The 22,457-nt window shown below is 44.0% G+C and carries 27 protein-coding genes; all 27 read right to left on the reverse strand.

Going from position 1 to position 22,457, the window contains the following annotated elements:
* Position 1: 1 nt before the first annotated feature.
* A complete protein-coding gene (fabF, locus tag N4597_RS07630; RefSeq protein WP_050611239.1) occupies positions 2 to 1,234 on the reverse strand; it encodes a beta-ketoacyl-ACP synthase II in 1,233 nt (410 codons plus the stop codon).
* An 11-nt stretch (positions 1,235 to 1,245) separates the two neighbouring features.
* A complete protein-coding gene (fabG, locus tag N4597_RS07635) occupies positions 1,246 to 1,977 on the reverse strand; it encodes a 3-oxoacyl-[acyl-carrier-protein] reductase (RefSeq protein ID WP_260903243.1) in 732 nt (243 codons plus the stop codon).
* 1 nt (position 1,978) lies between these two features.
* Positions 1,979 to 2,923: an ACP S-malonyltransferase gene (locus N4597_RS07640; RefSeq protein ID WP_260903245.1), complete on the reverse strand. Its 945-nt coding sequence runs from the start codon at positions 2,921 to 2,923 to the stop codon at positions 1,979 to 1,981.
* 18 nt (positions 2,924 to 2,941) lie between these two features.
* Positions 2,942 to 3,184: an acyl carrier protein gene (locus tag N4597_RS07645; protein WP_050611132.1), complete on the reverse strand. Its 243-nt coding sequence runs from the start codon at positions 3,182 to 3,184 to the stop codon at positions 2,942 to 2,944.
* Positions 3,185 to 3,215: 31 nt separating this feature from the next.
* Positions 3,216 to 4,190 (reverse strand): beta-ketoacyl-ACP synthase III, encoded by a 975-nt coding sequence (locus N4597_RS07650; protein ID WP_260903248.1) that lies wholly within the window; start codon positions 4,188 to 4,190, stop codon positions 3,216 to 3,218.
* Between the two features lie 20 nt (positions 4,191 to 4,210).
* Positions 4,211 to 4,651: a MarR family winged helix-turn-helix transcriptional regulator gene (locus N4597_RS07655; RefSeq protein WP_050611134.1), complete on the reverse strand. Its 441-nt coding sequence runs from the start codon at positions 4,649 to 4,651 to the stop codon at positions 4,211 to 4,213.
* Between the two features lie 74 nt (positions 4,652 to 4,725).
* Complete coding sequence (gene fabZ, locus N4597_RS07660; protein WP_260903250.1) at positions 4,726 to 5,172, reverse strand: 3-hydroxyacyl-ACP dehydratase FabZ; 447 nt, start codon at positions 5,170 to 5,172, stop codon at positions 4,726 to 4,728.
* Between the two features lie 336 nt (positions 5,173 to 5,508).
* Positions 5,509 to 6,366 carry an alpha/beta hydrolase gene (locus N4597_RS07665; RefSeq protein ID WP_260903252.1) on the reverse strand — a complete coding sequence of 286 codons (858 nt, stop codon included), beginning with the start codon at positions 6,364 to 6,366 and terminating at the stop codon, positions 5,509 to 5,511.
* The gene (locus N4597_RS07670) at positions 6,366 to 6,944 is read right to left on the reverse strand and encodes a sugar O-acetyltransferase (protein WP_172576608.1); all 579 of its coding nucleotides are present in this window, start codon (positions 6,942 to 6,944) and stop codon (positions 6,366 to 6,368) included. Before N4597_RS07670 ends, N4597_RS07665 begins: the two co-directional genes overlap by 1 nt.
* A gap of 65 nt (positions 6,945 to 7,009) precedes the next feature.
* Entirely contained in the window at positions 7,010 to 7,369 is a 360-nt protein-coding gene (gene yajC / locus N4597_RS07675; protein WP_371864310.1) for a preprotein translocase subunit YajC, read from the reverse strand.
* Positions 7,370 to 7,446: 77 nt separating this feature from the next.
* Positions 7,447 to 8,592, reverse strand: a complete 1,146-nt coding sequence (gene tgt, locus N4597_RS07680; RefSeq protein ID WP_101812221.1) for a tRNA guanosine(34) transglycosylase Tgt — start codon at positions 8,590 to 8,592, stop codon at positions 7,447 to 7,449.
* A gap of 12 nt (positions 8,593 to 8,604) precedes the next feature.
* Positions 8,605 to 9,633, reverse strand: coding sequence for a tRNA preQ1(34) S-adenosylmethionine ribosyltransferase-isomerase QueA (gene queA / locus N4597_RS07685; RefSeq protein WP_390892661.1), 1,029 nt, complete (start codon positions 9,631 to 9,633; stop codon positions 8,605 to 8,607).
* Positions 9,634 to 9,672: 39 nt separating this feature from the next.
* Positions 9,673 to 10,680, reverse strand: a complete 1,008-nt coding sequence (ruvB, locus tag N4597_RS07690; RefSeq protein ID WP_056977063.1) for a Holliday junction branch migration DNA helicase RuvB — start codon at positions 10,678 to 10,680, stop codon at positions 9,673 to 9,675.
* A gap of 9 nt (positions 10,681 to 10,689) precedes the next feature.
* Entirely contained in the window at positions 10,690 to 11,295 is a 606-nt protein-coding gene (ruvA, locus tag N4597_RS07695; RefSeq protein WP_050611141.1) for a Holliday junction branch migration protein RuvA, read from the reverse strand.
* Between the two features lies 1 nt (position 11,296).
* A complete protein-coding gene (mutL, locus tag N4597_RS07700) occupies positions 11,297 to 13,294 on the reverse strand; it encodes a DNA mismatch repair endonuclease MutL (protein WP_260903262.1) in 1,998 nt (665 codons plus the stop codon).
* 12 nt (positions 13,295 to 13,306) lie between these two features.
* Positions 13,307 to 15,901, reverse strand: coding sequence for a DNA mismatch repair protein MutS (gene mutS / locus N4597_RS07705; protein ID WP_260903264.1), 2,595 nt, complete (start codon positions 15,899 to 15,901; stop codon positions 13,307 to 13,309).
* Between the two features lie 17 nt (positions 15,902 to 15,918).
* The gene (locus N4597_RS07710) at positions 15,919 to 16,719 is read right to left on the reverse strand and encodes a TIGR00282 family metallophosphoesterase (RefSeq protein ID WP_202022262.1); all 801 of its coding nucleotides are present in this window, start codon (positions 16,717 to 16,719) and stop codon (positions 15,919 to 15,921) included.
* Positions 16,720 to 16,936: 217 nt separating this feature from the next.
* Complete coding sequence (locus N4597_RS07715) at positions 16,937 to 17,143, reverse strand: hypothetical protein (protein WP_260903267.1); 207 nt, start codon at positions 17,141 to 17,143, stop codon at positions 16,937 to 16,939.
* A 39-nt stretch (positions 17,144 to 17,182) separates the two neighbouring features.
* Positions 17,183 to 17,380: a hypothetical protein gene (locus N4597_RS07720; protein WP_260903269.1), complete on the reverse strand. Its 198-nt coding sequence runs from the start codon at positions 17,378 to 17,380 to the stop codon at positions 17,183 to 17,185.
* A 39-nt stretch (positions 17,381 to 17,419) separates the two neighbouring features.
* Positions 17,420 to 17,686: a hypothetical protein gene (locus N4597_RS07725; protein WP_172578311.1), complete on the reverse strand. Its 267-nt coding sequence runs from the start codon at positions 17,684 to 17,686 to the stop codon at positions 17,420 to 17,422.
* A gap of 191 nt (positions 17,687 to 17,877) precedes the next feature.
* Positions 17,878 to 19,029 carry an RNA-guided endonuclease InsQ/TnpB family protein gene (locus N4597_RS07730; protein ID WP_260903273.1) on the reverse strand — a complete coding sequence of 384 codons (1,152 nt, stop codon included), beginning with the start codon at positions 19,027 to 19,029 and terminating at the stop codon, positions 17,878 to 17,880.
* 276 nt (positions 19,030 to 19,305) lie between these two features.
* Positions 19,306 to 19,593 (reverse strand): hypothetical protein, encoded by a 288-nt coding sequence (locus N4597_RS07735; protein ID WP_172578313.1) that lies wholly within the window; start codon positions 19,591 to 19,593, stop codon positions 19,306 to 19,308.
* A gap of 362 nt (positions 19,594 to 19,955) precedes the next feature.
* Positions 19,956 to 20,981 carry a helix-turn-helix domain-containing protein gene (locus tag N4597_RS07740; RefSeq protein WP_260903275.1) on the reverse strand — a complete coding sequence of 342 codons (1,026 nt, stop codon included), beginning with the start codon at positions 20,979 to 20,981 and terminating at the stop codon, positions 19,956 to 19,958.
* Positions 20,982 to 21,175: 194 nt separating this feature from the next.
* Entirely contained in the window at positions 21,176 to 21,448 is a 273-nt protein-coding gene (locus N4597_RS07745; RefSeq protein ID WP_172578315.1) for a hypothetical protein, read from the reverse strand.
* Positions 21,445 to 21,603, reverse strand: a complete 159-nt coding sequence (locus N4597_RS07750; protein WP_172578316.1) for a hypothetical protein — start codon at positions 21,601 to 21,603, stop codon at positions 21,445 to 21,447. Before N4597_RS07750 ends, N4597_RS07745 begins: the two co-directional genes overlap by 4 nt.
* A gap of 70 nt (positions 21,604 to 21,673) precedes the next feature.
* Positions 21,674 to 21,937, reverse strand: coding sequence for a DUF2922 domain-containing protein (locus tag N4597_RS07755; protein WP_172578317.1), 264 nt, complete (start codon positions 21,935 to 21,937; stop codon positions 21,674 to 21,676).
* 22 nt (positions 21,938 to 21,959) lie between these two features.
* Positions 21,960 to 22,160 carry a DUF1659 domain-containing protein gene (locus N4597_RS07760; RefSeq protein ID WP_172578318.1) on the reverse strand — a complete coding sequence of 67 codons (201 nt, stop codon included), beginning with the start codon at positions 22,158 to 22,160 and terminating at the stop codon, positions 21,960 to 21,962.
* Between the last annotated feature and the right edge of the window lie 297 nt (positions 22,161 to 22,457).

The raw sequence follows: 22,457 nt of genomic DNA on the forward strand, positions 1-22,457 counted from the left end.
TTTACTCACTCCACTTTTTAAATGCAACAACCGCGTTATGACCACCAAATCCTAATGAATTACTGATGGCATATTCAATCTCGGCGGCTTGTGCGTTTTGCGTTACCAGGTTAACTTGGCACTTTTCATCTTGGTTAGCTAATCCAATATTAGCTGGTAACTTACCCATTTGTAAAGCAGCTACGGTGGCAACGGCTTCGATTGCACCGGCTGCCCCTAAAAGGTGACCCGTCATTGACTTGGTTGAACTGACTAGTACCTTGCTGTCCTTGCCAAAGACGAGGTTAATCGCCTTAGCTTCGCCTTCATCGTTGGCATGGGTAGCAGTTCCGTGGGCGTTAATATAGCCGACCTGGTCAGGCTTAATGCCGGCTTCAGCAATGGCAGCCTGCATTGCCCGGGCAGCCCCTTCACCTGATGGGTCTGGGGAGGTGATGTGGTAGGCATCACAGGTTGCCCCGTAGCCAACAACTTCTCCTAAAATCTTAGCCCCCCGCTTTTTAGCGTGTTCTTCACTTTCAAGCACTAAGGTGGCAGCTCCTTCACCCAAGACAAACCCGGACCGGTCCTTGTCAAATGGTAATGAAGCCAGTTTAGGGTCAGTTTGCGTTGATAAGGCGGTTAAGGCTGCAAAACCCGCAATCCCAATTTCATTCACAGAGGCTTCTGCCCCCCCGGTTAACATCACTTGCGCCCGCCCTTCCTTAATTTGGCGGTAGGCTTCCCCAATCGCGTTGGTTGCGGAAGCACAAGCAGTCACGACAGCCGTACAGATATTTTTAGCGTTGGCAAAAATCGCAACGTTACCGGCGGCCATGTTGGCGATAGCCGTAGGGACAAACATAGGTGAAACCCGCTTAGGGCCCTTTTCGTGCATCTTGATTACTTGTTCTTGGATGGTGGTTAAACCCCCAATCCCGGAACCGATAATCACTCCCATGTCATAAGGGTCGGTATTTTCTTCATTAATACCTGCTTGTTCTAAGGCTTCGAGGGCAGTGTGGACAGCGTATTGGGAGTAGAGGTCCATCCGCTTAGCCGCCTTTTTACCCAAGCGTAACTTAGGATCAAAATCCTTAACCTCGCCGGCAACACTAATTCCAGTTGCGCTCGCATCAAACTTAGTAATCTCAGTAATTCCTAGTTTACCTGCCATTAAATTTTCTACAAAGCTGGCGGTATCATTACCAATCGGACTAACTGTGCCCATCCCTGTAATTACTACTCTTGTCATCTTAATCACTCCTAGATTGTCATTCCACCATCAACAGTTATTACCTGGCCGGTAATATAATCGTTTTGCGCCAAGAAGACCGCCGTTTGGGCGACTTCATCAGCCTGACCAAACCGTTTAAGGGGAATTTCAGTCATGATATCTGCTTTGACCTTATCACTTAAGACGGCCGTCATGTCACTGACAATCATGCCAGGAGCGATGGCGTTAGCGCGAATATTGCGCAAAGCCCCTTCCTTAGCGAGGCTCTTGGTTAAACCGATAACCCCGGCCTTACTTGCGGCGTAATTAGCCTGGCCAACGTTACCATGCAAGCCGATGACACTGGCAAGGTTAATGATGACCCCGGCTTTTTGTTTATACATCTTCTTTAGGAAAGCTTGACTCATCAAGAAGGTTCCCTTTAAGTTGACGTCAATTACGCTGGCAAAGTCTGCTTCCTTCATGCCAATCAGCAGCTTATCGTTGGTGATACCGGCATTATTAACCAAAATATCAATTTGACCAAAGGCTGCATAAGCTTCCTTAACCATTCGTTTTACGTCACTAGCTTGGGAAATGTCCCCCAAGACCACCGCAGCTTCCACCCCGTAGCTTTCAATCTGGGCAACTAGTTCTGGCTTAACTGCTGTTCTCGCATTCAAAATCACATTACTACCGGCTTTGGCAAAGGCTTGCGCAATCGCTTGGCCAATCCCCCTTGAAGAACCGGAGATAAATACGACTTTTTCTTTTAAATCCACTTTAATTACCTCTTAGTTTTTCCCCGAAAGCTTGGTAAGTCGCTAAATCTTCAATATGATAGCGGGCCAACTTTCGGTCAATTTGCTTAACAAATTTACTTAAGGTTTCTCCCGGGCCAATTTCTAGGACCCCGGAAACTTCCTTAGTTGCTAATAAATACTTGACACAATCTGCAAAGTGAGTTGGTAGGCACACCTGCTTACTTAAAGTTTCTGCTAGGTTAGCTTTTGTGAATGGTTGGCCTAAGGTGTTACTTACCACCGTTACCGCTGGTTCTTTAAAGGTAACCGCCTCTAGACGTGCGGCTAGTTTGTGGCTACTATTTTTAAAAAGCGGGGTATGAAACGCCCCGCTTACCTTCAACGGCACTACTTTTTTGGCCGCACCAGCTGTTGTTAATTCTTCACTTGCCTTTAAAACCGCCTGGGGACTGCCCCCGATTACGACTTGCTTAGGCGAGTTGTAATTGGCGATTCCAACCGGATTAGCTGCCGTGCTTATTGCTCGGCAGACTGCCTCTACCTGGGCAACATCGGGGCCTAAAACGGCTGCTAGCATACTTTCGTTAGCATCCGCATCGGCTTGCATGTAAGCACCCCGATCTTTTAATAGCGCCATGCCGGCTTCAAAATCCAAGGCACCACTAGCCATTAAGGCCCCGTATTCACCCAAGGATAAGCCAACCATCCCCCTAATGTCTAAGTCAAAATCACGGGCTAACATAGCGTAGATTCCCAAACTGACCGCCACTAAGGCTGGTTGGACGTAGGCCGTTTTTTCTAGTTGGCCGGCTTTATTTGCCAAGATTTCGACAAGGTTTAAGCCACTGGCCTGACTGGCTTGGTCAATTTTTTCCTTAAACAAGGAATCGGTTTGATACAAGTCCAGCCCCATTTCACTATACTGCGCACCCTGTCCAGAAAATAATAAGACTAATTTTTCCATTCAAGGTCACACCCTAACTTATTTTGCGTCGACTTCTTTTTTAACGTAGTTAACCACGTCTTGGATGGTCTTAACGTTTTCGTCTGCTTCAAGCTTGATGTCAAGGTCATCTTCTAATTCGTTCATGATTTCAAAAACATCTAATGAGTCAGCGTCTAAATCTTCTTTGATGTCGGCAGCTAATGTTACATCTGCTTCGTCTACATCTAATTGATCCACTACGATTTCTTTTACTTTGTCAAAAATTTCTGCTTCAGTCATAATTAATTTGCTCCTTTAAATTCACTTAAGTTTAGTATCTAATAATTTGTGTTCCCACGGTCAACCCGCCCCCAAAACCACTTAGGGCAATAATTTGGCCGCGTTTTACTTTGTTTTGTTTCACTAATTCATCTAACAAGATTGGTTCGCTTGCCGCAGAGGTGTTGCCATACTCGCTGATATTGACCGCAAACTTGCTGAGGGGCAGTTTCAAGCGCTTGGCAATTGCCTTGATGATGCGCTCGTTAGCCTGGTGCAAAATAAAGTGGTCAACCTCTGCTAACTCAAGGCCAGCTTGGTGGCAAGCCCGCTTCAAAGAGGCCGGCACCTCCCTGGTAGCAAAGTTATAAACCGCATGTCCGTCCATCGCAAAGGCCGAGATTTGCTTAGGTTTAAAGTCACCAAAGCTTGTTAGCGGCTGGTTTAAGCCCGCGCTTAACTTAGCAGCCTCGCTTCCAAAGGTTTGTAAGTCCGAAGCGAGGATGGCCGTTTGGTCGTCACTTTCAGTTAGCAAGACCCCGGCGGCCCCGTCCCCGAACAAGACGGCCGTCGTCCGGTCTTGCCAGTCAACCACCTTGGATAAGACTTCTCCTCCAAGGACCATCACCTTTTTAGCTCGGCCAGTTGTGATAAACTGGCTGGCAACCTCAAAGGCGTAGGCAAAACCTGAACAAGCGGCTGCTAAGTCAAAGGCAAAGGCATTTGTTGCTTCAATATTGCCTTGAACAATTGCGGCGGTCGCAGGGGTATAAGCATCCGGTGACATGGTCGCTACAATGATTAAGTCTAATTGACTAGCCTGCCAACCGCTTTGGGCTAGCAAATCGCTCGCAACCTTAGTACATAAGTCCGAGGTGTTTTCGCCAAGACTCACGTGCCGACGCTTAATCCCGGTCCGCTTACTAATCCACTCATCGGAAGTTGTCATGATTTGACTTAAATCATCATTACTAACAACCAAGTCGGGGACATAGTGGGCGGTTTGTATTATTTTAACCTTTTCCAAACTTCCTGATCTCCTCGAAATTAAGAATGTTCACGTAAGAACTGTTCTAAATTCCACAGAGCTTTTTCAATCGTCTTAATCTCTGTAGCATCTAGATCTTTTAGGAAACTTCTCACCATCATATTATGGAATGCCTCGTGAGCCCGGTAGATAACCCGGCCCTTCTTGGTTAACCCCAACCTAATCACCCGCCGATCATCCTCAGACCTTAGGCGCTTAACATATCCCTTCCGCACAAGGCGATCAACCATCGCAGTCAAGGTCCCTGGAGTTAGGTGCAATTCCTTGGCCACTTCAGACGCTGACTTATGGTCATACATCGAAATAGCATGAATTGCGTGCATTTCCCGCATGGTTAAGTCGTTAAACTTACTCTTGCGTAATTCGTTTTCTTCAATCCACATGATGCCACTATATATTCTTACTAGTGAGTCATTGATAGCTTTATCTCTTTCATTCATTCTATCTACCGCCTTATCCTAGTTAACCGAATAGTTTGAACATCAAAATTATAACAAGAAATAAGTCTTTCGTCCTAAATTTTTTCGGTGCGCTCCTCGACTATAAACATCAATTCCGCCGTACAAGCTTTCTTACCATCAACAAGTGCTGCGGTTTCGACGATGCCCATGTTAGCCCGTTTCTTGACCATTTTAATTTCAAGTTTCAAAACATCACCGGGCCGGACCATTTGCCGGAATTTCGCATTCTTAATCGATCCTAGGTAGGCCGTCTTCCCTAAAAATTCGGGTGACTTCAAAATCAAAATCGACGCTGCTTGCGCCAAAGTTTCGATGATTAAGACCCCGGGCATGACCGGATTACCTGGAAAGTGACCTTCAAAATAACTTTCGTTAATCGTCACGTTTTTTGTTGCGACAATACTCTCGCCTGGCTTAATCTCATCCACGTAATCAATGTAACAAATTGGGTAGCGGTTAGGGATCAAGTCCATGATTTCTTGTGCATCCATTACTCTCACACTTGTCACCTCACTTATTCAAATTTATTTCGAACATCAAAATATTCGATAGGCAAATAATATTACATTCTAAAAAAGATGTCAACATTTCCTATTTTAGCAAGCCCCTGCTATTTATTACTTCTAAAAATTTAGTCTATTAATCAAACTATCTTTAAAAATCATTCGTTTTTGGGATTTAGCCAAGGTTAGGTCAAGATTTAAATCTTTTGATTTCTTGGGATGATTTTTATTTAAAGATAAATTTAAACTAATAAAAAAGCACCCACAATTTGTGAATGCTTTTGCAATTTACTTTGATTAGCAAAATTCTTATTATTTTTTAATCTAATTAGGTTAACTTTTTAAAAATAAAAAGTTGACTATTCGCTGGGCCACCCGCTGATTTTCATGTAACCGACTGTGTTGCCCCCCCTTGCCCTTAATTACTAGCTCCTGGTAACTAGCAGCTCGGTCGGCTACCAGGTAGGCCAAGGACTTAGAAGAAGCATTAGCCACCCGGCCGTCAGAGTGACTCCCGTCATTTAGGTCACCATAAATATTTAAGACGGCTACTTGCTTCGGGTAGCGCTTTTTAAGGGGCAACAATGCTTGGTAACTATTGGTTTGCTCTTTAGGCGCCCCGTCTTTTCCTAAACTAGCGTCCTTAGGGGCGTCATAATTTAAGATGCCGTTGTAGTGGCCGGCTAGACTCACCTGCTTGTTTAGACGCGGTAGTTTTTTATTCTGGCCGTTGTCTAAGAGGTAATAGGCAACCGCCATGTTGCCCATTGAGTGGGCTACCACGTTAAACTGCTTAATTTGATAGCGGGCCTGTAATTTTTCTACCACCGCCTTTAGGTAGGCCCCATCTTGGTGGTAGTCGCCGTTTTTGTTGTCGGCAAAATTCACCTCGACTAAGGGGTTATTGACGTTGGCCGTAAATTTACCCTTTAAGCTAACCTTGCCACTCTTGCTAACGTTAGCTCGAATTACCCCACTGCTAGCCCCACTATTTAAGGCCGCCTTAACCAGACTTTCTTCCGCCTTATAGCTACTCCCGTAACCATGCAGATACAAGGTCGGGACCTGGGATTGGCGGTACTTTTTAGCATTAGCGTGCCAGATGCCTTGCCGCACCACTAAAAAACCGCCGGCAAGCAAAATAAATAAGCTCGCCCCTATCACTAAGAACTTGCGCCATCTTTCCGTCATTAATCTTCCCTCAACTTTCTGATTGCTTGACAAGGATCGCCTAAACAAAAGCTATTAGCGGGCAAATCCTTAACCACCACACTCCCAGCTTGCACGATGCTGCCGGCGCCAATTTTAACCCCCGGGGCGATAACGGACCCACCACCGATTACGACGTCATCTTCGATAACAATCGGCCGTTCATAACAGTAGTGATTGGCCCGTAACTTGGGGTCTTCGGCGTGGTTAGCCGTATAAATCCCACAGTGGGGGCCGATTACGACGTTATTACCAATCGTCACAAAAGTGCAGTCAATTAAAGAAACGTCTTGCAAAATGGTGACGTTATCGCCAACGGACAAATTAAAACCAAATTCGGTCAAAAAGTTTGCCTCAATCCTGACATTTTTCCCTAGATGGGCAAACAAGCCGGCTAGTAGTTCGTAGTGGTACTCATTTTGATGTTGGACTAAGTCGTTGTACTGGCGACAAATCTTAAAAGAATAGTCCCGGGCTAAATCAATCTCCTCATTATAATCGTAGTAAAGCTCTCCACCATTAGTAATGGCTTGAACTCTTTTGATTAAGTCTTGTTCCATAAATTACCTCATAAAAAAAGGTGAGTGCTCGTTGGCCCTCACCTCACAAATAAGAGGCGCACCCCTTACTTATCTTCCTTTGGTTCGTCTGTTTTTTCAGCGTCCGTTGCAACCACTGTTTCTTCCTTAGCAGCAGTGCTCTTAGCTGGAACTACCCGGCCGACTGCGGCTAGGTTAAAGACTAAATAAACCCCGTCACAATCAAGGGTTACGGTCTTGTCTGCTTGGTTAACTTCGTCAATTACCCCGTGTAACCCACCGATGGTTACGACTTCGTCACCCTTCTTTAGACCATTCATCATTTCTTGACGCTTTTCTTGTTGTTTCTTTTGTGGACGAATCATCATGAAATACATCAAGGCGATGAAGACCACAAACATTAAAATTGTTGAATATGAGCCAGCCATTCCTGCTCCTAAAACCATTTCGGTCACTCCTTAATATAATCTAATTAATACTTTAACAAAAAAACTAAGTGATTACTAGGAACTTTAAGTAAAGCTTAGAAATTTTTCCGGTTTTCCTTGTTGAGGCCGTATTCTTCAAAGAATTCTGCCCGGAAATCTAAGAGGCGGTCTTCCTTGATAGCCGCCCGAATCTTGCGCATCAAATCTAAGAGGAAGTAAAGGTTATGGTAACTAGTCAAGCGCAAGCCAAAGATTTCATCCGTCTTTAGCAGGTGGCGGATGTAGGCGCGCGTGTAGTTCCTGCAGGCATAACAGTTACACTTTTCATCTAGTGGCCTAAAGTCCCGGGCGTACTTGGCATTTTTAACCACCAAGCGGCCCTTAGAGGTCATGCAAGTCCCGTTTCTTGCAATCCGGGTTGGCAATACGCAGTCAAACATATCCACCCCGCGGATTACCCCATCAATTAAGGCATCAGGTGAGCCGACCCCCATTAGGTAACGGGGCTTATTTTCCGGCAGAAGTGGGGTGGTGAAGTCTAAGACGTGGTTCATTTCCGCCTTGGATTCACCCACCGACAAGCCTCCGATTGAATAACCTGGGAAGTCTAAGGAAACCAGGTCCCGGGCGCTTTGTTCCCGCAAGGCCTTGTGTCCTCCCCCCTGAACAATTCCAAAGAGGGCTTGAGTTTGGGGATTTTTATGGGCCCGAAGTCCCCGTTCGGCCCAGCGGCTCGTTCTTTCAATCGACTTTTTAATGTAGTCATAGCTTTCAAAGAAAGGCGGGCACTCGTCAAAACTCATCATGATGTCGGCTCCAAGAGCATTTTCAATCGCAATCGCCTTTTCTGGAGACAAGAAGAGCTTTTGACCGTTGAGGTGGTTTTTAAAGTGAACCCCCTCTTCGGTAATATTGCGCAACTCTGCTAAGGAAAAGACTTGAAAGCCCCCGGAATCCGTCAAAATTCCTTGGTCCCAGTTCATAAACTGGTGCAAGCCCCCGGCTTCTTCAACCAAATCTTCCCCGGGCCGCAACCAAAGGTGGTAGGTGTTGGCTAAAATTACGCCGGCGCCCATTTCCTTTAGTTCCTCTGGGGCCATCGCCTTAACTGAAGCCTGGGTCCCAACCGGCATGAACATTGGCGTGTCAAAGGTTCCGTGGGGGGTCGTGATTTGTCCCAAGCGGGCGCCAGTGTGCTTTTCTTTTTTAATTAAGTTGTAAGTAACTGCTGGTGTCGTCATAAAAATTCCTTTCTACTTAATAAACATCGCGTCGCCGAAGCTAAAGAAGCGGTACTTTTCTGCTACCGCATGCTTGTAGGCATTAAGGATGGTGTCCCTGCCCGTAAAGGCTGCCACAAGCATGACTAAAGTTGACTTAGGCAAGTGGAAGTTGGTGATAAAGGCTTGCACTACCTTCCAGTCATAGCCAGGCCAGATAAAGATGTCCGTCCACCCACTATCGGCCTTGATTTCACCATTAAACTTGCTACCAATTGTTTCCAGGGTCCGAATTGAGGTCGTCCCGACTGCGACAATCCGGCCGCCATTTGCCCTCACTTCGTTTAAAGTTTGGGCGGCCTCTTCAGTTAGCCGGTAAAATTCGCTGTGCATCTTATGATCTTCGACGTTGGAGACACTAACCGGTCTAAAGGTTCCCAGGCCTACGTGCAAAGTCAAGTAGACTAGTTTTACCCCCTTAGCTTCAATTTTGGCTAACAATTCCTTGGTGAAGTGTAAGCCGGCCGTTGGTGCAGCCGCAGACCCAACTTCACGGGAGTAGACTGTTTGGTACATTTCAGGGTCATCCAACTTTTCCTTGATGTAAGGTGGTAGTGGCATTTCCCCTAATTGATCTAAAATTTCTAAAAAGATGCCGTCGTATTCAAACTCAATCAGCCGGCCCCCGTGTTCTAATTCCTTAGTTACGGTTGCCATCAACTTGCCGTCACCAAAGGAAAGCTTAGTCCCCACCTTGGCCCGCTTAGCCGGCTTGACCAAGGTTTCCCATTCGTCGCCCTTAGTGTTGTTTAAGAGTAAGACTTCCACGTGGCCGCCAGTATCGGGTTTGATCCCATAAATTCTAGCTGGCATCACCCGGGAATCGTTCATCACCAAGGCGTCACCAGGATTTAACTGGTCGATAACGTTATAAAAAACATCATCCTTCATTTCCCCAGTCTTTGAGTCCAAAACCAGCATCCGGGAGTGGTCCCGTTTTTCTAGCGGGGTTTGGGCAATCAATTCTTGGGGTAAGTCATAGTCAAAGTCTTCGGTTGTCAAGTGTGCTTGTTTTGTCAAAATAATACCTTCTTTATTTAGTTAATCATTAGTCATTTCAAGGCCTAAGTGGTCATAGGCCGCCTTGGTTACCACCCGGCCTCTCGGAGTCCGCTTTAAAAAGCCAATCTGTAAGAGGTAGGGTTCTACCATATCGGCAATCGTATCCGTTTCTTCCCCGATGTTAGCCGCAATCGTATTCAAACCAACCGGGCCGCCGTGATAGAGCTTAATCATGGTTGTCAGTAGCTTGCGGTCGGTTTCGTCTAGGCCTTTACTATCAACCCGCAGGAGGTTGAGGGCGTAATCAACAATTTCCTTATCGATTTCCGCCTTAGCCGCCACCTGGGCAAAGTCGCGCACCCGTTTTAAGAGGCGGTTGGCAATCCGCGGCGTCCCTCGTGACCGGCGGGCAATCTCATGGGCCCCGTCTTCATTTATATTAGTCGTGAACACCTCCGCCGACCTAAGGACAATCTGGCTTAATTCGGCTTCACTATAGTAATTCATGTGGCCGACAATCCCAAAGCGAGCCCGCAGTGGCGCAGAAAGCATCCCAGCCTTAGTCGTAGCCCCGATTAGGGTAAAAGGCGGCAAGGGAAAATGTACCGGGTGCGCAGTGGCATCCTGGCCCACGATAATATCGATAAAGTAATCTTCCATCGCCGAATAGAGGATTTCCTCGACGTTTTTAGGCAGGCGGTGGATTTCGTCAATAAACAAGACGTCGCCCACGTCTAAATCATTCAGCAAGGCGACTAGATCACCTGGCCGTTCAATCGCTGGCCCGGTGGTGGTCTTGATGTTAACCCCCATTTCGTTAGCGATAATGGTGGCTAAGGTGGTTTTTCCTAAGCCCGGCGGGCCATACAATAAGACGTGATCCAGTGATTCCTGGCGACTCTTGGCTGCTTGAATGTAGACGGCTATTTCTTGTTTGAGCCGACTTTGCCCGATGTATTGATCTAAAAATTTAGGCCGCAAGGTTAAGTCGTCTGTGAAATCAGCCGCTAACTCATCGCTGCTAATTAAGCGTTCGTCGTGTTCCATAGCGTCACCTTACTTTCTCATTAATAGTTTCAAACCATAGCGGAGGTATTCATCAGTCGAGCTAGCTTGGTAGTCAAGCAGCTTAGGCTTAAGCTTTTTAAGCTCGGTTTTAGTGTAGCCTAAAGCTAACAGGGCTTCGAGGCTTTCAGTGACATACTGATTTTCAGCCGCTAAGTCAAGGGCCAAGCCTTGTTGGCCTTGGAGTTGGTCTAAGTTACCTAGGTCGGCCAACTTCCCTTTGAGGTCCAAGATAATTTGCTTAGCCGTCTTCTTACCAATCCCTGGGAACTTGACTAAGTAGCCGTCGTCATCGTTATTAATAGCAGTAACTAGGCCACTTAGGTCGTCGCTAGCCAAAATAGCTAAGGCACTCTTAGGCCCAATCCCCGATACGTTTAAGAGTTTTAGAAATAGTTGCTTTTCAACCTTATTTTTAAAACCATATAGGGAAATATCATTATCCCGCACCGCTTGGTAAAGGTAGACTTTTTGTTGGCTTTCCACTTGGTAAGAAAAGGGGTTGGCCACGTAAACCAAATAACCTAGCCCATTGTTTTCTACAACAATGTGGTAAGGACTAACGTCTGTAATTTTTCCGTTAATGTATTCGTACATACTACCACTCTTTTCTTTTACTTTGGTGTGAATCTTGAATCCGTTTAAACATGTGCTCTAAGTCCTTGGGACTAAGCTTAACCACCGTTGGCCGACCATGAGGGCAGTTAAAGGGATTTTCACAGTCAGCTAACTTAGCTAATAATTCCTTAGCCTGCCTATCATCTAGGTGCTGGTTAGCCTTAATGGCCCGCTTACAACTCATCATAATCGCCGTTTTTTCCCTAAATTGCGCCAAAGTTAGCTTTTGGTCGGTCAACAGGTAGTCAATCATTTCCCGAATCGTGGCTTCTTCTTGCCCCGCCTTAAACCAGGCTGGGTGGGAGCGGATGATGTAAGTATTTTGCCCGAAGTCCTCTAACTTGACCCCTAAAGCTTGCAGGTCGTCTAAGTGTTGATTTAACTTCAAACTCTCGCTAGTTGGGTAGGTCAACACAATGGGCACTAGCAATTCCTGTTGGGCCTGTCCGACCTTAACGATTGCCTGGCGGTAATACTCATAATTGCGCCGTTCCTGGGCGGCGTGCTGATCGATAATATACAAGCCATCGTCACTTTGGGCTAAAAGGTAGGTCCCATGAAACTGCCCGATGTAAACCAGGTTCGGAAAGCGCACTGTTTCGGCCGGACTGGCTTCTTCGTCAACAGCTGCAGCCGCCTCAGTTGGCGCCACTTCCGCTTCTTCAAGCTGCTGGTCCTTAGGCGGCTTGGTTAGTTGTTGGTAGCGTTCGTCCCAGTTTTTTACTGCGGCTTGCTTTAGCTGAGCCTTATCGGTAATGATTAACGCTGGTAGTTTAACGGCCGTTTTGGGGCTGCTTTTTTCCTGGCCTTGGCCTAGCAAAGCCTGGGTAACCTCTTTATTAAGGGCTGGCTTTTTAGGCAGGGCTGGGGGTTGGTTTTTAAACTGATAGGCCCCCTTAGTTTCATTTAAGCCAATCTCTAGTTGCTTGAAATCCAGCTGCTGCTTAGCTTTTTTACCTGCCAGGTTTTCTAAGCCGTTAGGGATTAAATTTTCCTGGCTTAAGGCTTGACTGACGGCCTTAGTGAGTAAAAATTCCAGCTGTTCTTCCTTACTAATCCGCACTTCTTGCTTAGTCGGGTGGACGTTAACATCGACTAAAAGGGGGTCTAACTTGATATTAACCACCGCCAGCGGATAGCGGCCCACCATTAACTTGGAACCATAACCGGCTACAACCGCCTTACTAATCCGAAAGTTTTTAATGTAGCGGCCGTTAATCAAGAGGCTAATGTAAGACCGGGCCGCCCGGGTTAACTTCGGTAAAGAAATTAAGCCACTAACGGCAAAGTCAGCATCCGCCCCACTAAACTCAATCATTTGGCGGGCACTGGTTAAACCGTAAATGGCACTCACTGCCTGCTTCAAGTTACCGTTGCCCGCAGTTTTAAAGATGGTTTTGCCATCGCTAACCAGGCTAAAGGCCACGTCCGTGTGACTTAAGGCTAAGCGGTTAACAATGTCGGAAATGTTGGCCAATTCCGTGGCCCGCGAACTTAAATATTTAAGCCGGGCGGGCGTGTTAAAGAAGAGGTCCGTCACCGTAATCTTCGTCCCGGTCCTAGCAGAGCTAGGTTGTTGTTTGATTAACTCGCCGCCCTTAATCTCCACTAGCGAACCAGCGCTTTCGGCTTGGGTGCTCGTTTCTAAACTAACGTAACTGACTGAGGCAATACTTGGCAAGGCCTCACCCCGAAAGCCTAGGGTTTTTACCTTAAATAAGTCGGCCCGGTCGGTAATTTTACTGGTAGCATGCCGGCGAAAGGCAATCAAGACGTCGGCTTGACTAATTCCTTCGCCGTTATCAATCACCTGGATTGACTTTAAGCCCGCTTCTTCAACGTAGATATCAATTTGACTACTATGAGCGTCTAAGGCATTTTCGACTAACTCCTTGACCACTGAGGCTGGACGTTCGACGACTTCACCAGCCGCAATCTGGTCGGCTAAAATGTCACTTAGTTCATGAATCCGCCCCATCTAATCACTCCCTTACTCTAATTCCTGCTGCCACTTGTAAACGGCGTTCATTACCTCCATCGGAGTTAAGGCCATCAAATTAAGTTGGCCAAGCTCCTTAAGCACCTTATCAGCTTGCTTAGAAACCGGCTTTGCCTTTGGTTCAGCTGGCACTTCTTCGGCAAACAAGGACAGTTGGCCGGCTTCTTTGCTAGGTTCTTCTAGCTTAGCGGCCGGCGAAACTTGGTCTTGCTTATGGGCCTCTAGCTTGGTCAAGATTTTGTCGGCCCGGGTGAGTAACTCGGAAGGCATCCCCGCTAATTTAGCTACGTGAATCCCGTAGGACTTGTCCGCAGGACCAGCTTCGACCTTGTGTAAAAAGACTAGCTGACCGTCTTTTTCGACCGCCCCCACGTGAATATTTTCTAAGTGGGCAAGGGTTTGCTCGAGGTCGGTTAGCTCGTGGTAGTGGGTGGAAAAGACCGTCTTGGCCTTCACCTTATCGTGGACGTACTCGATGATAGCCTGGGCTAAGGCCATCCCGTCGTAGGTCGCCGTTCCCCGGCCAATTTCATCAAACAAAAGCAAACTATTTTCGCTAGCATTTTGCAGGGCTTCATTGGCTTCTTTCATTTCCACCATAAAAGTTGACTCCCCAGAAATCAAGTCATCAGCTGCCCCAATCCTGGTAAAAATTTGATCAAAGATTGGCAAGGCTGCTTGACTAGCCGGGACAAAGCAACCAATTTGGGCCATGATCACCGTCAAGGCTAGCTGGCGCATGTAGGTACTCTTCCCAGACATATTCGGACCCGTCACCAGTAAAATCTGCTTAGTTGGTGACATAATAATATCGTTGGGGACATAAGATTGCCGGCCCACGACCTTTTCAACCACTGGGTGAAAGCCATCTTTGATGACTAAACTCTTGTCGCTGGTAAAAGTTGGCCGCACTAGGTGGGCGTCTTCACTGACCACCGCAAAGCTTTGCAACACGTCTAGCTTAGCCAAAGCCTGCGCCAAGCTTTGCAGGCGTTTAATCTGGTCTTTAATTTGGTCGCGCACCGCTACGAATAACTGGTATTCTAGTTCGTAGGCCTTGCTTTCTGCCCCTAAGATCAGGTCTTCTTTTTCCTTCAACTCTGGGGTAATGAAGCGTTCGGCGTTAGTTAAGGTTTGTTTGCGTTGGTAGCGATCCTTAGGCAACTTAGCTAGGTTAGCCTTAGTGACCTCAATGTAGTAGCCAAAGACCCGGTTAAAACCAATCTTTAAGTTATGAATCCCGGTCAACTCCCGTTCACTAGCTTCGAGCTTGGCTAACCATAACTTACCATTTTTCATGGCGTCTTGGTATTCATCAAGCTTAGGGTCATAACCAGCCTTGATTAAGTTACCATCTGTCACCGAGATTGGTGGTTCATCCACAATCGCTCGGTCAATTAAATCAACCACCTCTTCTAGTGGGTCTAACTTAGCCAAGAGGTCGGCAAATTGTTTACCTGCTAGTTGTTCTAAGACATAGCGAATTTGCGGAACTTCCATCAAGGAAGTTTTTAGTTGGAGTAAATCCCGGCCGTTGACGTTTCCAAAGGCTACCCGGCCTGCTAACCGTTCCAGGTCGTAAACTTTACTTAGGCTTTCTTGCAAACTAGACCGTTCAAAGAAGTTATCCTTTAGAATTGCTACTAATTCCAAGCGTGCTTCGATTTCAGCCTGGTTTAACAAGGGCCGTTCCAACCACTGCTTTAACAAGCGGCCCCCCATGGCCGTCTTAGTTGCATCTAGTAACCACAACAGCGTCCCTGACTTCTTATTGGTCCGACTATTGACCAATAATTCCAGGTTGCGCTTAGCATAGTGGTCTAGCTTCAAATAATTGGCTGGTTCATAATGGACTGCCTTTTGCAAGTGCGCTAAGGCTCGTTTTTGGGTCACCTTTAAGTACATTAACAGGTGCATCACCGCCTCAATCTCACTGGCTTCATGCAGGTCCTGGCTAATGAAACTAAACTCCGCTTGGGCCTGGTAGTCATCTTGGTGGGAACTCAAAATCTTTAACTTAGCTAATAACTCCTTAGTTTGAGCACTGAGACTTTGATCGACCACAATTTCTTTTGTGTGCAAACTCAAAATTTCATTTTGCAGGCTAGCAAGGTTGTTAACGACCGTTGACTTCAATTCACCAGTTGATAAGTCAACGTAGGCAAACCCTAGCTGGCCTGCTTGTTCGTGTAAAGCCGTCAAGTAGTTGTTAGACTTAGCCTGGCTAGCCCCTTCGTCCATAATAGTCCCCGGCGTTACTAACTGAACCACTTCCCGCTTAACCATCCCTTTGGCCTGCTTAGGGTCTTCCATCTGTTCACAGATTGCCACCTTGTAGCCCTTATCGACCAAAATATCGATGTAGTTTTTAGCCGCATGGTGGGGCACCCCACACATTGGGATTGGTTCTAGCGAGTTCTTATTTCTCTGCGTTAGTGTTAGCTCTAATAGCTGGGAACCCTTAATCGCGTCATCATAAAACATTTCATAAAAGTCACCAAGTCGATAGAACAAAAAGGCGTCTGGGTATTGCTTTTTGACCGCCAAATACTGTTCCATCATCGGTGTGACCTTCTTTTTTGCCATCTCTTAATCCTCTCTTCCTAATCTAACCAGGGGTGGTCGGGGTTAATCTGAATCGTCTGAATCGACTTAGCCTTCCCGCTGGCATCATCTAACTCAATTAAACAAGCCCCCAAGGTCGTCTGACTTTCAGTGTCGACCTCAAAGCGCGTCGGCATCTGGGTTAAAAAGCGCTCAATCACATTGGCGCGTTTCATGCCCAAAATCCCGTCATAAGGTCCGGTAAAACCGACATCCGTTAGGTAAGCAGTCCCCCCAGGCAAAATTCTGGCATCATTGGTCTGCACGTGGGTATGAGTGCCCACTACCGCACTAACTTTGCCCGCAAAATACCAGGCAAAGGCTTCCTTTTCACTGGTGGTTTCTGCATGAAAGTCCACAAAAATCGCGTCAACCTGCTTAGCAAGCTTGGTAATTAAAGCCTCCCCGATTGCAAAGGGGTCGTCACTTGGATTCATAAAGACCCGTCCAATTAGGTTAACCACCCCTAATTTCAGCTGGTTAACCTTAATAATTGTATACCCCTGGCCTGGAACCTTATTTGCCGAAAAATTAGCCGGCCGCACCAACTTAGGAGCCCGCCCGATAAAGGTTTGTAACTCCGGGTTATCCCAAGTATGGTTACCCATAGTCAAAACATCGGCCCCCGCCTTGAGAATCTCCTTATAAACCTTCTCGTTAATCCCCCGCCCCCGGGTCGCATTCTCCCCGTTCACAATCGTCACTTGGGGCTGGTACTTTCTTTTCAACAAGGGCAGGTACTGCTTTAACATCTCCTGGCCCGGCTTGCCCATTACATCTCCGACAAATAAAATTCGCACTTGCTTTCCTCTTTCCAAAATAGTCTCAAGGTTAATTTTACCATTTTTTCTTTGCTTTGACAGTAATTGATTCCTAAGCAAAAAGCCCAGGCTAACTAGAAAATACTACGATTAAGTCCTAGTCACACGAACATAAAAATAGCCCCCAGCAGCACTAGTTATGCTGTTAGGGGCCTAGTTCATTTAGCACTTTGCCAAGCTTCACTCAGTCTTTTCACTAGTAATAATATTTGGCTAGCATTTTGTCAATGTAAGCCTGGTCTTTGAAGATGACCTTTAATGTCGCAAGCAAGTCAGCTACATTCTTGTGATTTTGGCGTGCGTCTTCAATTAACCCTTTGGCTATCTCTTCTCTTGCCTCATCGCGGCCTTCTGTACGACCTTCATCCCAGCCTTCTTGCCTTGCATAAGCTCTTTCCATCATAATCATATTTTCAATGTTCATATAACACCTATGTTTTCCTTATTCGTAATAGTACTTGGCTAGCATTTTATCAATATAAACTTGGTCTTTGAAGATGACCTTTAATGTTGCAAGCAAGTCAGTTTCATCCTTGTGATTTTGACGCGCGTCTTCAATTAACGCTTTGGCTGTCTCTTCTCTTGCCTCATCGCGTCCTTCATCCCAGCCTTCTTGCCTTGCATAAACTCTTTCCATCATAATCATATTTTCAATGTCCATATAGCACCTATGTTTTCCTTATTCGTAATAGTATTTGGCTAGCATTTTGTCAATGTAAGCCTGGTCTTTGAAGATAACCTTTAATGTCGCAAGCAAGTCAGCTACATTCTTGTGATTTTGGCGTGCGTCTTCAATTAACCCTTTGGCTATCTCTTCTCTTGCCTCATCGCGGCCTTCTGTACGTCCTTCTACACGACCTTCTTCTTTTCCTTCTACGCGACCCTTATCCCAGCCTTCTTGCCTTGCATAGGCTTTTTCCATTGTAAGAATTGATTCAATACTCATATAATGCTGCTACATAAAATGTGAACAAACGTAATCAAATATAGTAACTGATTACATTTGAGAAAGAATATAGCTTTTCCTTTCCTAATTTTATTTACTACCGTCAACACCAGTATTCCCATATCCCAACTCGGGGGTAATGACAGTGACTGACTCTTGTAGCTTAAGGGTGTAGCCCACCCCGTTAATTTTTACAATAAAGCAAGTAAGTTTCTCACGGCATTTTCGTCTCGTTCCATAACTGCCCCGCACTCATAACAAATATACTCGTTGTGCTTCGTTCCATGTTTCTCGTTGCCATCAAGTCCGACTTTATCTGCGCCGACCTTAACATGCCCACACTGGGAACACCGCTGGGTACTTGGATAGTAACGGTCCGCTAAGATTAACTCCTTGCCATACCATTCACACTTATATTTTAAAACTTGCTTGAAATAGCCAAACATCGACCGGTGTAAGCCTTTAGACGCAACGTGGCTCATCTGCATTTGCTTAACCGCTAAATCTTCGATGGCAATGCGGTCATAATTATTGACTAGCATAGTGGTGAACTTTTGGACAATATCGTGTTGGATATTGGCAACCCGGCGATAATCACGTTGTAACTTGGCTCTCGTCTTAACATAATTATTTGCTTGGGTCGCTTTCTTTCCATTTACCACTCGTTTCCTAGCTAAGAGGCGTTGGTAATGCTTAATGCGTTTGTACAAAGCTTTTAAATTGTTAGGCAAGGTCTTGACTTGACCTTCAGGATAGTCAAAGTGACCAACGTTAACGTCAACGGCTGTCTTTTGCCCGGTCTTAGCTTTTTTCGTCACTTTAACTTCAAAGGGTAAGCTCGCCCAGTACTTGCCGTTTTCACGGTAAATCGAGACTACTTTTAGCTTACCTTTTAAATCATCAGCACCCTTAAAGCTAATATCAGCCCAGTCCTTAACCCCATGCGGCTTATCCAACCGTAACTTACCGTCAACAATTTGAGCTCGGTCAGTTTTAAAACCTTGGCGGGCTGTCTTTTTAGACTTAAACTTCGGTTTGCCCCAATCCGGTAATGACTTCTTAAAGAAGTTTTGCCAAGCTTTACCTAAGTCAGAAATGGCTAGCTGTAAACAACGAGCCGACAGTTGGTACTGCCAATCTTCCTTGTTGGCGACTAACTCATCGCGAACCTTACGTGCGCTTGGACGTAACTTCTTGTCGCCTAAAATTAAGGAAACATCATACATATCATTCCATAAAGCTAAGCCTTGATTCCAACAATATCTGCGATAATCGCATAAATCATCAAGGACTTGTTTCATGGTTTCGTTAGGATACAGTCTAACTTTTTGTACACGTAGCATTAAACTCACCTCCTGTTACAGAGATGATAGCACTTTTTTAAGCAAAATTCAAAACATAAGTTCTAAAAGTTATATCTCTAAAAAGATATTCTCTTTAGCGTTCACAATCCCCATTCCCCCTCACAATTAAAAACTTGTCAAAAAGCAAGCGCTATCAAAATTGTAAAGACATATCAACCTTTTAGCAAGTTTATATTAAAAGGATTTAATAGTTTCAAAAACTCCATAACTTAGTAACCGCTCCTTTTTAATCAAGCATTCAGCAAAATTTTTCTTTTAGAAATCGTCGTCATATTCATCAAAATAATAACAGTCATTAGACTTATTCTTTCGATTTTTATTTAACCAATCAACTATTGCATCCTCTTTATACTTATCAAGATAAAGCGCTCTCTTCTGCTGCTCTGTTAATCCCCAAAACAACGGTATAATTCCAGTTCTTGCTATCTGTCTATAGAAAAGATTTAATGCTACATCTACGTCTAACCCGTGCTTCTTCAATTCCCATTCGGCTGCTAAAACTACTCTTTCGTCTAATTGAATTGCTACCGTACTTCTATACATATTTGTCCACTCTTTTCTTTATAAAATAAATAACTAAAAACAAATATAAGCATTCTGAAAAACTAAACAACTTTTGTATTATATTTTACTCTACTGTTTCAAATTATTCACTATAAACAATGCAAATTAATCAAAAATTTATTTTCAAAATATATTTTTTTAGTTTTTATTTTTTAATCGTCTTACGACGATTTTTGTAGATTCAATCTTTTCGTCTAATCAATTTATTTAAAAATACTAGTAGTTACGTAGTCATACCAATAGCAATACTACCGTAGAAAAATTTTTCCTGTCCTACCTACGAAATTTTCTTCTAGCCTAACTAGTTCATTTTATTTAAAGAGTGGTTATTATTAATCGGCTTACGCCGATTGATTAGAAATTAAATTCTTAGTAATTCTTAAATCACTTAATTTATTTATATTTTTAATTATGTCGGCGAAGCCGACAATAATCTTATCCACTATTAAATTAATATTATCTAACTTAGACTGGAAATTATTTTCTACCCTAGAAGTATTCTTCCCCATGAAATTTTCTTCTACCCCAGTATTATCAGCATTTTCTATCCCCTGGAAATTATCTTCTTGCTGGAAGTTTGCTTCTACCCTAGAAGATTTCTTCTCTAGGGGGTAGAAATTTTCTTCCATAGAAGTTTCCTGTGCAAACTCATCTTCATGTAACCAATCATATTCCTTATTCGCCTGTTCAGTAATTTGTTTCATCATGTATATTTGCTTTTCTAGTGGTGGTTCAGTCTCTTTCGATTTCAACTTGTTAAAAAACTCAGTTATCTTTTCTTCGGCATATAAAGCCTTGCCAAGTTGTGCTCCCTTGCGTAGCTTAGGATCATAACTATTCTTTGAGTGTAATTTGTTATAGGCTAGCTTTCTAAACTCTCTTAACTCAGCTTTTTGTTCAAAAGTTAAATGGTCTGGAATGGGGCCAAAACGAGCTGTCATCTCTGCTTCAATCACTTCCGGGTCAACCTTAGTATCAACCGTGTAATCATACTTATCACATGGTTCCGCCACGGCTTCAATTACTTTCTCATGACTTATTTCCTCATCGTAAAGGTAGCCATCCCTATCCAACGGATCAACCCCTGGCACAAAGCTGATAATCCGTTCGTTTTTATCCAAGGAATTGGCAAGTTCAATGTAACCACACTTAGCCAACTTATTGAGCCAAGCTGAAATTGACCTCACCGTCACATGGTATAAAGCCGCTAAGCGTTGGTTAGAAACCGTAAAAATTCCTGCCATACCGCCAAAGGTATATAGTTCCCCGTAAAGTAATTTCTCGTTAGCAGTTAAGCGTAAGTCAAAGCGAACCTTAGCTGGAATTGTAATTGGATAATTAGCTTCTCGTTTTAAAATCTTAGTCATATCTAAGTTCCTCGTTTTATTCTTGATTGTGGGTAAAGTTATCCCTCTATATATATGATTCGCAAAAACTCACTCAATTAATTCTTTTTTTACCTAAATTTTTAATAAAAAACTTCTCATAATATTCACATGTACAACAAAAAGCCCTAGATACTGGGCTTTTACTCAGTATCTAGGGCCTCACCTAATTCTTTTTATTTTTGCGTTTTATATTTTAAGTAGGTCAATATTCCTAGCAAAGCAGTAAATATAAACGCCAGTAACAATACTAATATCCAACTAAGATTAAAGAGCCAGAGGTGCATTGGTTCTGGATAAAGCACCTTACCGGCAAAGATTACCGCACTAAATAGGATAAGCAACATGAAGATAACGACCGTACAAGCCGGCCATACTTCACGTAAAACAGCAGTTAAATTAAGTTGGACATCTACATTAACATGGGAATTTAGTTTTTTCTTAGTCATCGCTCAGCATATTTAGCTACAAGCAAATCTAAGCCGATGCTAACTAAGCTTGAAAGAATTAACGCAAAGATAAAACTTGCTGTTCCACTAATGCAAGCTATCATTAAATATATTCCTAGCAAGATATAAGTCAGCTTAATGATTCCTGAAACCATATTTTCCTCCTTTCACTTTCCTATAAGAAAAGCCCCCAAACGGGAGCTCTTGTAATCTTAGTTCTTATGTTTAAGCTGCTGGTTCTTCAACATTAGGTTGAGCTGCAGAATAAACCACGTTTTCAGTTTTATCAATATAGGAAGCTGAAACTGGAGTACCTAATAACGGAATTCCATTTCCTTCATCATCAACTTTTTGGAAAACATTCAAAGCAATGATTTGATCCATGCAATCCTTTAATGCAGTTGCATCTAGTTCAGTATTAACGTTCTCAAACTTGAGGTGACGTACAGTGTGGTTAGGTGTTAAAAACTTAAGGTCTAAAATCTTCATAGTATATTTCCTCCTCTATAAATTATTCAGCAATTTGGTTAACTTCTGTGACAGCAATAAACTTAACATCATCACCAGTAAGCTTTTCAACAATCTTACTAAAGTCGATAATCTTTTGATCATCAACATCTTTGCCGATTGATGAGAAACTTCTATGCCCATCAACAGCATCCGCATTAATAGTAGTTAAACGTAAACCCTTCTTAGTCCATTGTTTTTCCATAGTATTTTACCTCTTTCTCTTAAATAAATTCTTGTAGCGGCTACATCCTTAATATACCCCTCATGCAATCAAAAAGCACTAAATCATTCGTATATCACCCTTATGAATTTATTAGTAATTAAAAATGAATTTTTAAGACTAAATTTTGTCCCTTAATGTTATCAAATCGCAAAATCAAGTAATAAATTATTCACTTAGGCGTTGCTACCTAAACTAAGACGAACTCTTATCATTTTGTATTTAAGTTTAAATTTTTACCAAAAAAGAACAATAAACAAACAACATATTAAGAAAAGG

The organism is Ligilactobacillus agilis (assembly GCF_025311475.1).
In the GTDB taxonomy this organism is placed as follows: Bacteria; Bacillota; Bacilli; order Lactobacillales; family Lactobacillaceae; genus Ligilactobacillus; species Ligilactobacillus agilis.

Coding starts and splice junctions, on each gene's coding strand:
- fabF (WP_050611239.1), bottom strand. CDS start 1,234: ATGACAAGAGTAGTAATTACAGGGATGGGCACAGTTAGTCCGATTGGT.
- N4597_RS07640 (WP_260903245.1), bottom strand. CDS start 2,923: ATGGAAAAATTAGTCTTATTATTTTCTGGACAGGGTGCGCAGTATAGT.
- N4597_RS07645 (WP_050611132.1), bottom strand. CDS start 3,184: ATGACTGAAGCAGAAATTTTTGACAAAGTAAAAGAAATCGTAGTGGAT.
- N4597_RS07655 (WP_050611134.1), bottom strand. CDS start 4,651: ATGAATGAAAGAGATAAAGCTATCAATGACTCACTAGTAAGAATATAT.
- N4597_RS07665 (WP_260903252.1), bottom strand. CDS start 6,366: ATGACGGAAAGATGGCGCAAGTTCTTAGTGATAGGGGCGAGCTTATTT.
- N4597_RS07670 (WP_172576608.1), bottom strand. CDS start 6,944: ATGGAACAAGACTTAATCAAAAGAGTTCAAGCCATTACTAATGGTGGA.
- yajC (WP_371864310.1), bottom strand. CDS start 7,369: ATGGTTTTAGGAGCAGGAATGGCTGGCTCATATTCAACAATTTTAATG.
- tgt (WP_101812221.1), bottom strand. CDS start 8,592: ATGACGACACCAGCAGTTACTTACAACTTAATTAAAAAAGAAAAGCAC.
- ruvB (WP_056977063.1), bottom strand. CDS start 10,680: ATGGAACACGACGAACGCTTAATTAGCAGCGATGAGTTAGCGGCTGAT.
- ruvA (WP_050611141.1), bottom strand. CDS start 11,295: ATGTACGAATACATTAACGGAAAAATTACAGACGTTAGTCCTTACCAC.
- mutL (WP_260903262.1), bottom strand. CDS start 13,294: ATGGGGCGGATTCATGAACTAAGTGACATTTTAGCCGACCAGATTGCG.
- mutS (WP_260903264.1), bottom strand. CDS start 15,901: ATGGCAAAAAAGAAGGTCACACCGATGATGGAACAGTATTTGGCGGTC.
- N4597_RS07715 (WP_260903267.1), bottom strand. CDS start 17,143: ATGATGGAAAGAGCTTATGCAAGGCAAGAAGGCTGGGATGAAGGTCGT.
- N4597_RS07720 (WP_260903269.1), bottom strand. CDS start 17,380: ATGATGGAAAGAGTTTATGCAAGGCAAGAAGGCTGGGATGAAGGACGC.
- N4597_RS07725 (WP_172578311.1), bottom strand. CDS start 17,686: ATGAGTATTGAATCAATTCTTACAATGGAAAAAGCCTATGCAAGGCAA.
- N4597_RS07730 (WP_260903273.1), bottom strand. CDS start 19,029: ATGCTACGTGTACAAAAAGTTAGACTGTATCCTAACGAAACCATGAAA.
- N4597_RS07735 (WP_172578313.1), bottom strand. CDS start 19,593: ATGTATAGAAGTACGGTAGCAATTCAATTAGACGAAAGAGTAGTTTTA.
- N4597_RS07740 (WP_260903275.1), bottom strand. CDS start 20,981: ATGACTAAGATTTTAAAACGAGAAGCTAATTATCCAATTACAATTCCA.
- N4597_RS07745 (WP_172578315.1), bottom strand. CDS start 21,448: ATGACTAAGAAAAAACTAAATTCCCATGTTAATGTAGATGTCCAACTT.
- N4597_RS07750 (WP_172578316.1), bottom strand. CDS start 21,603: ATGGTTTCAGGAATCATTAAGCTGACTTATATCTTGCTAGGAATATAT.
- N4597_RS07755 (WP_172578317.1), bottom strand. CDS start 21,937: ATGAAGATTTTAGACCTTAAGTTTTTAACACCTAACCACACTGTACGT.
- N4597_RS07760 (WP_172578318.1), bottom strand. CDS start 22,160: ATGGAAAAACAATGGACTAAGAAGGGTTTACGTTTAACTACTATTAAT.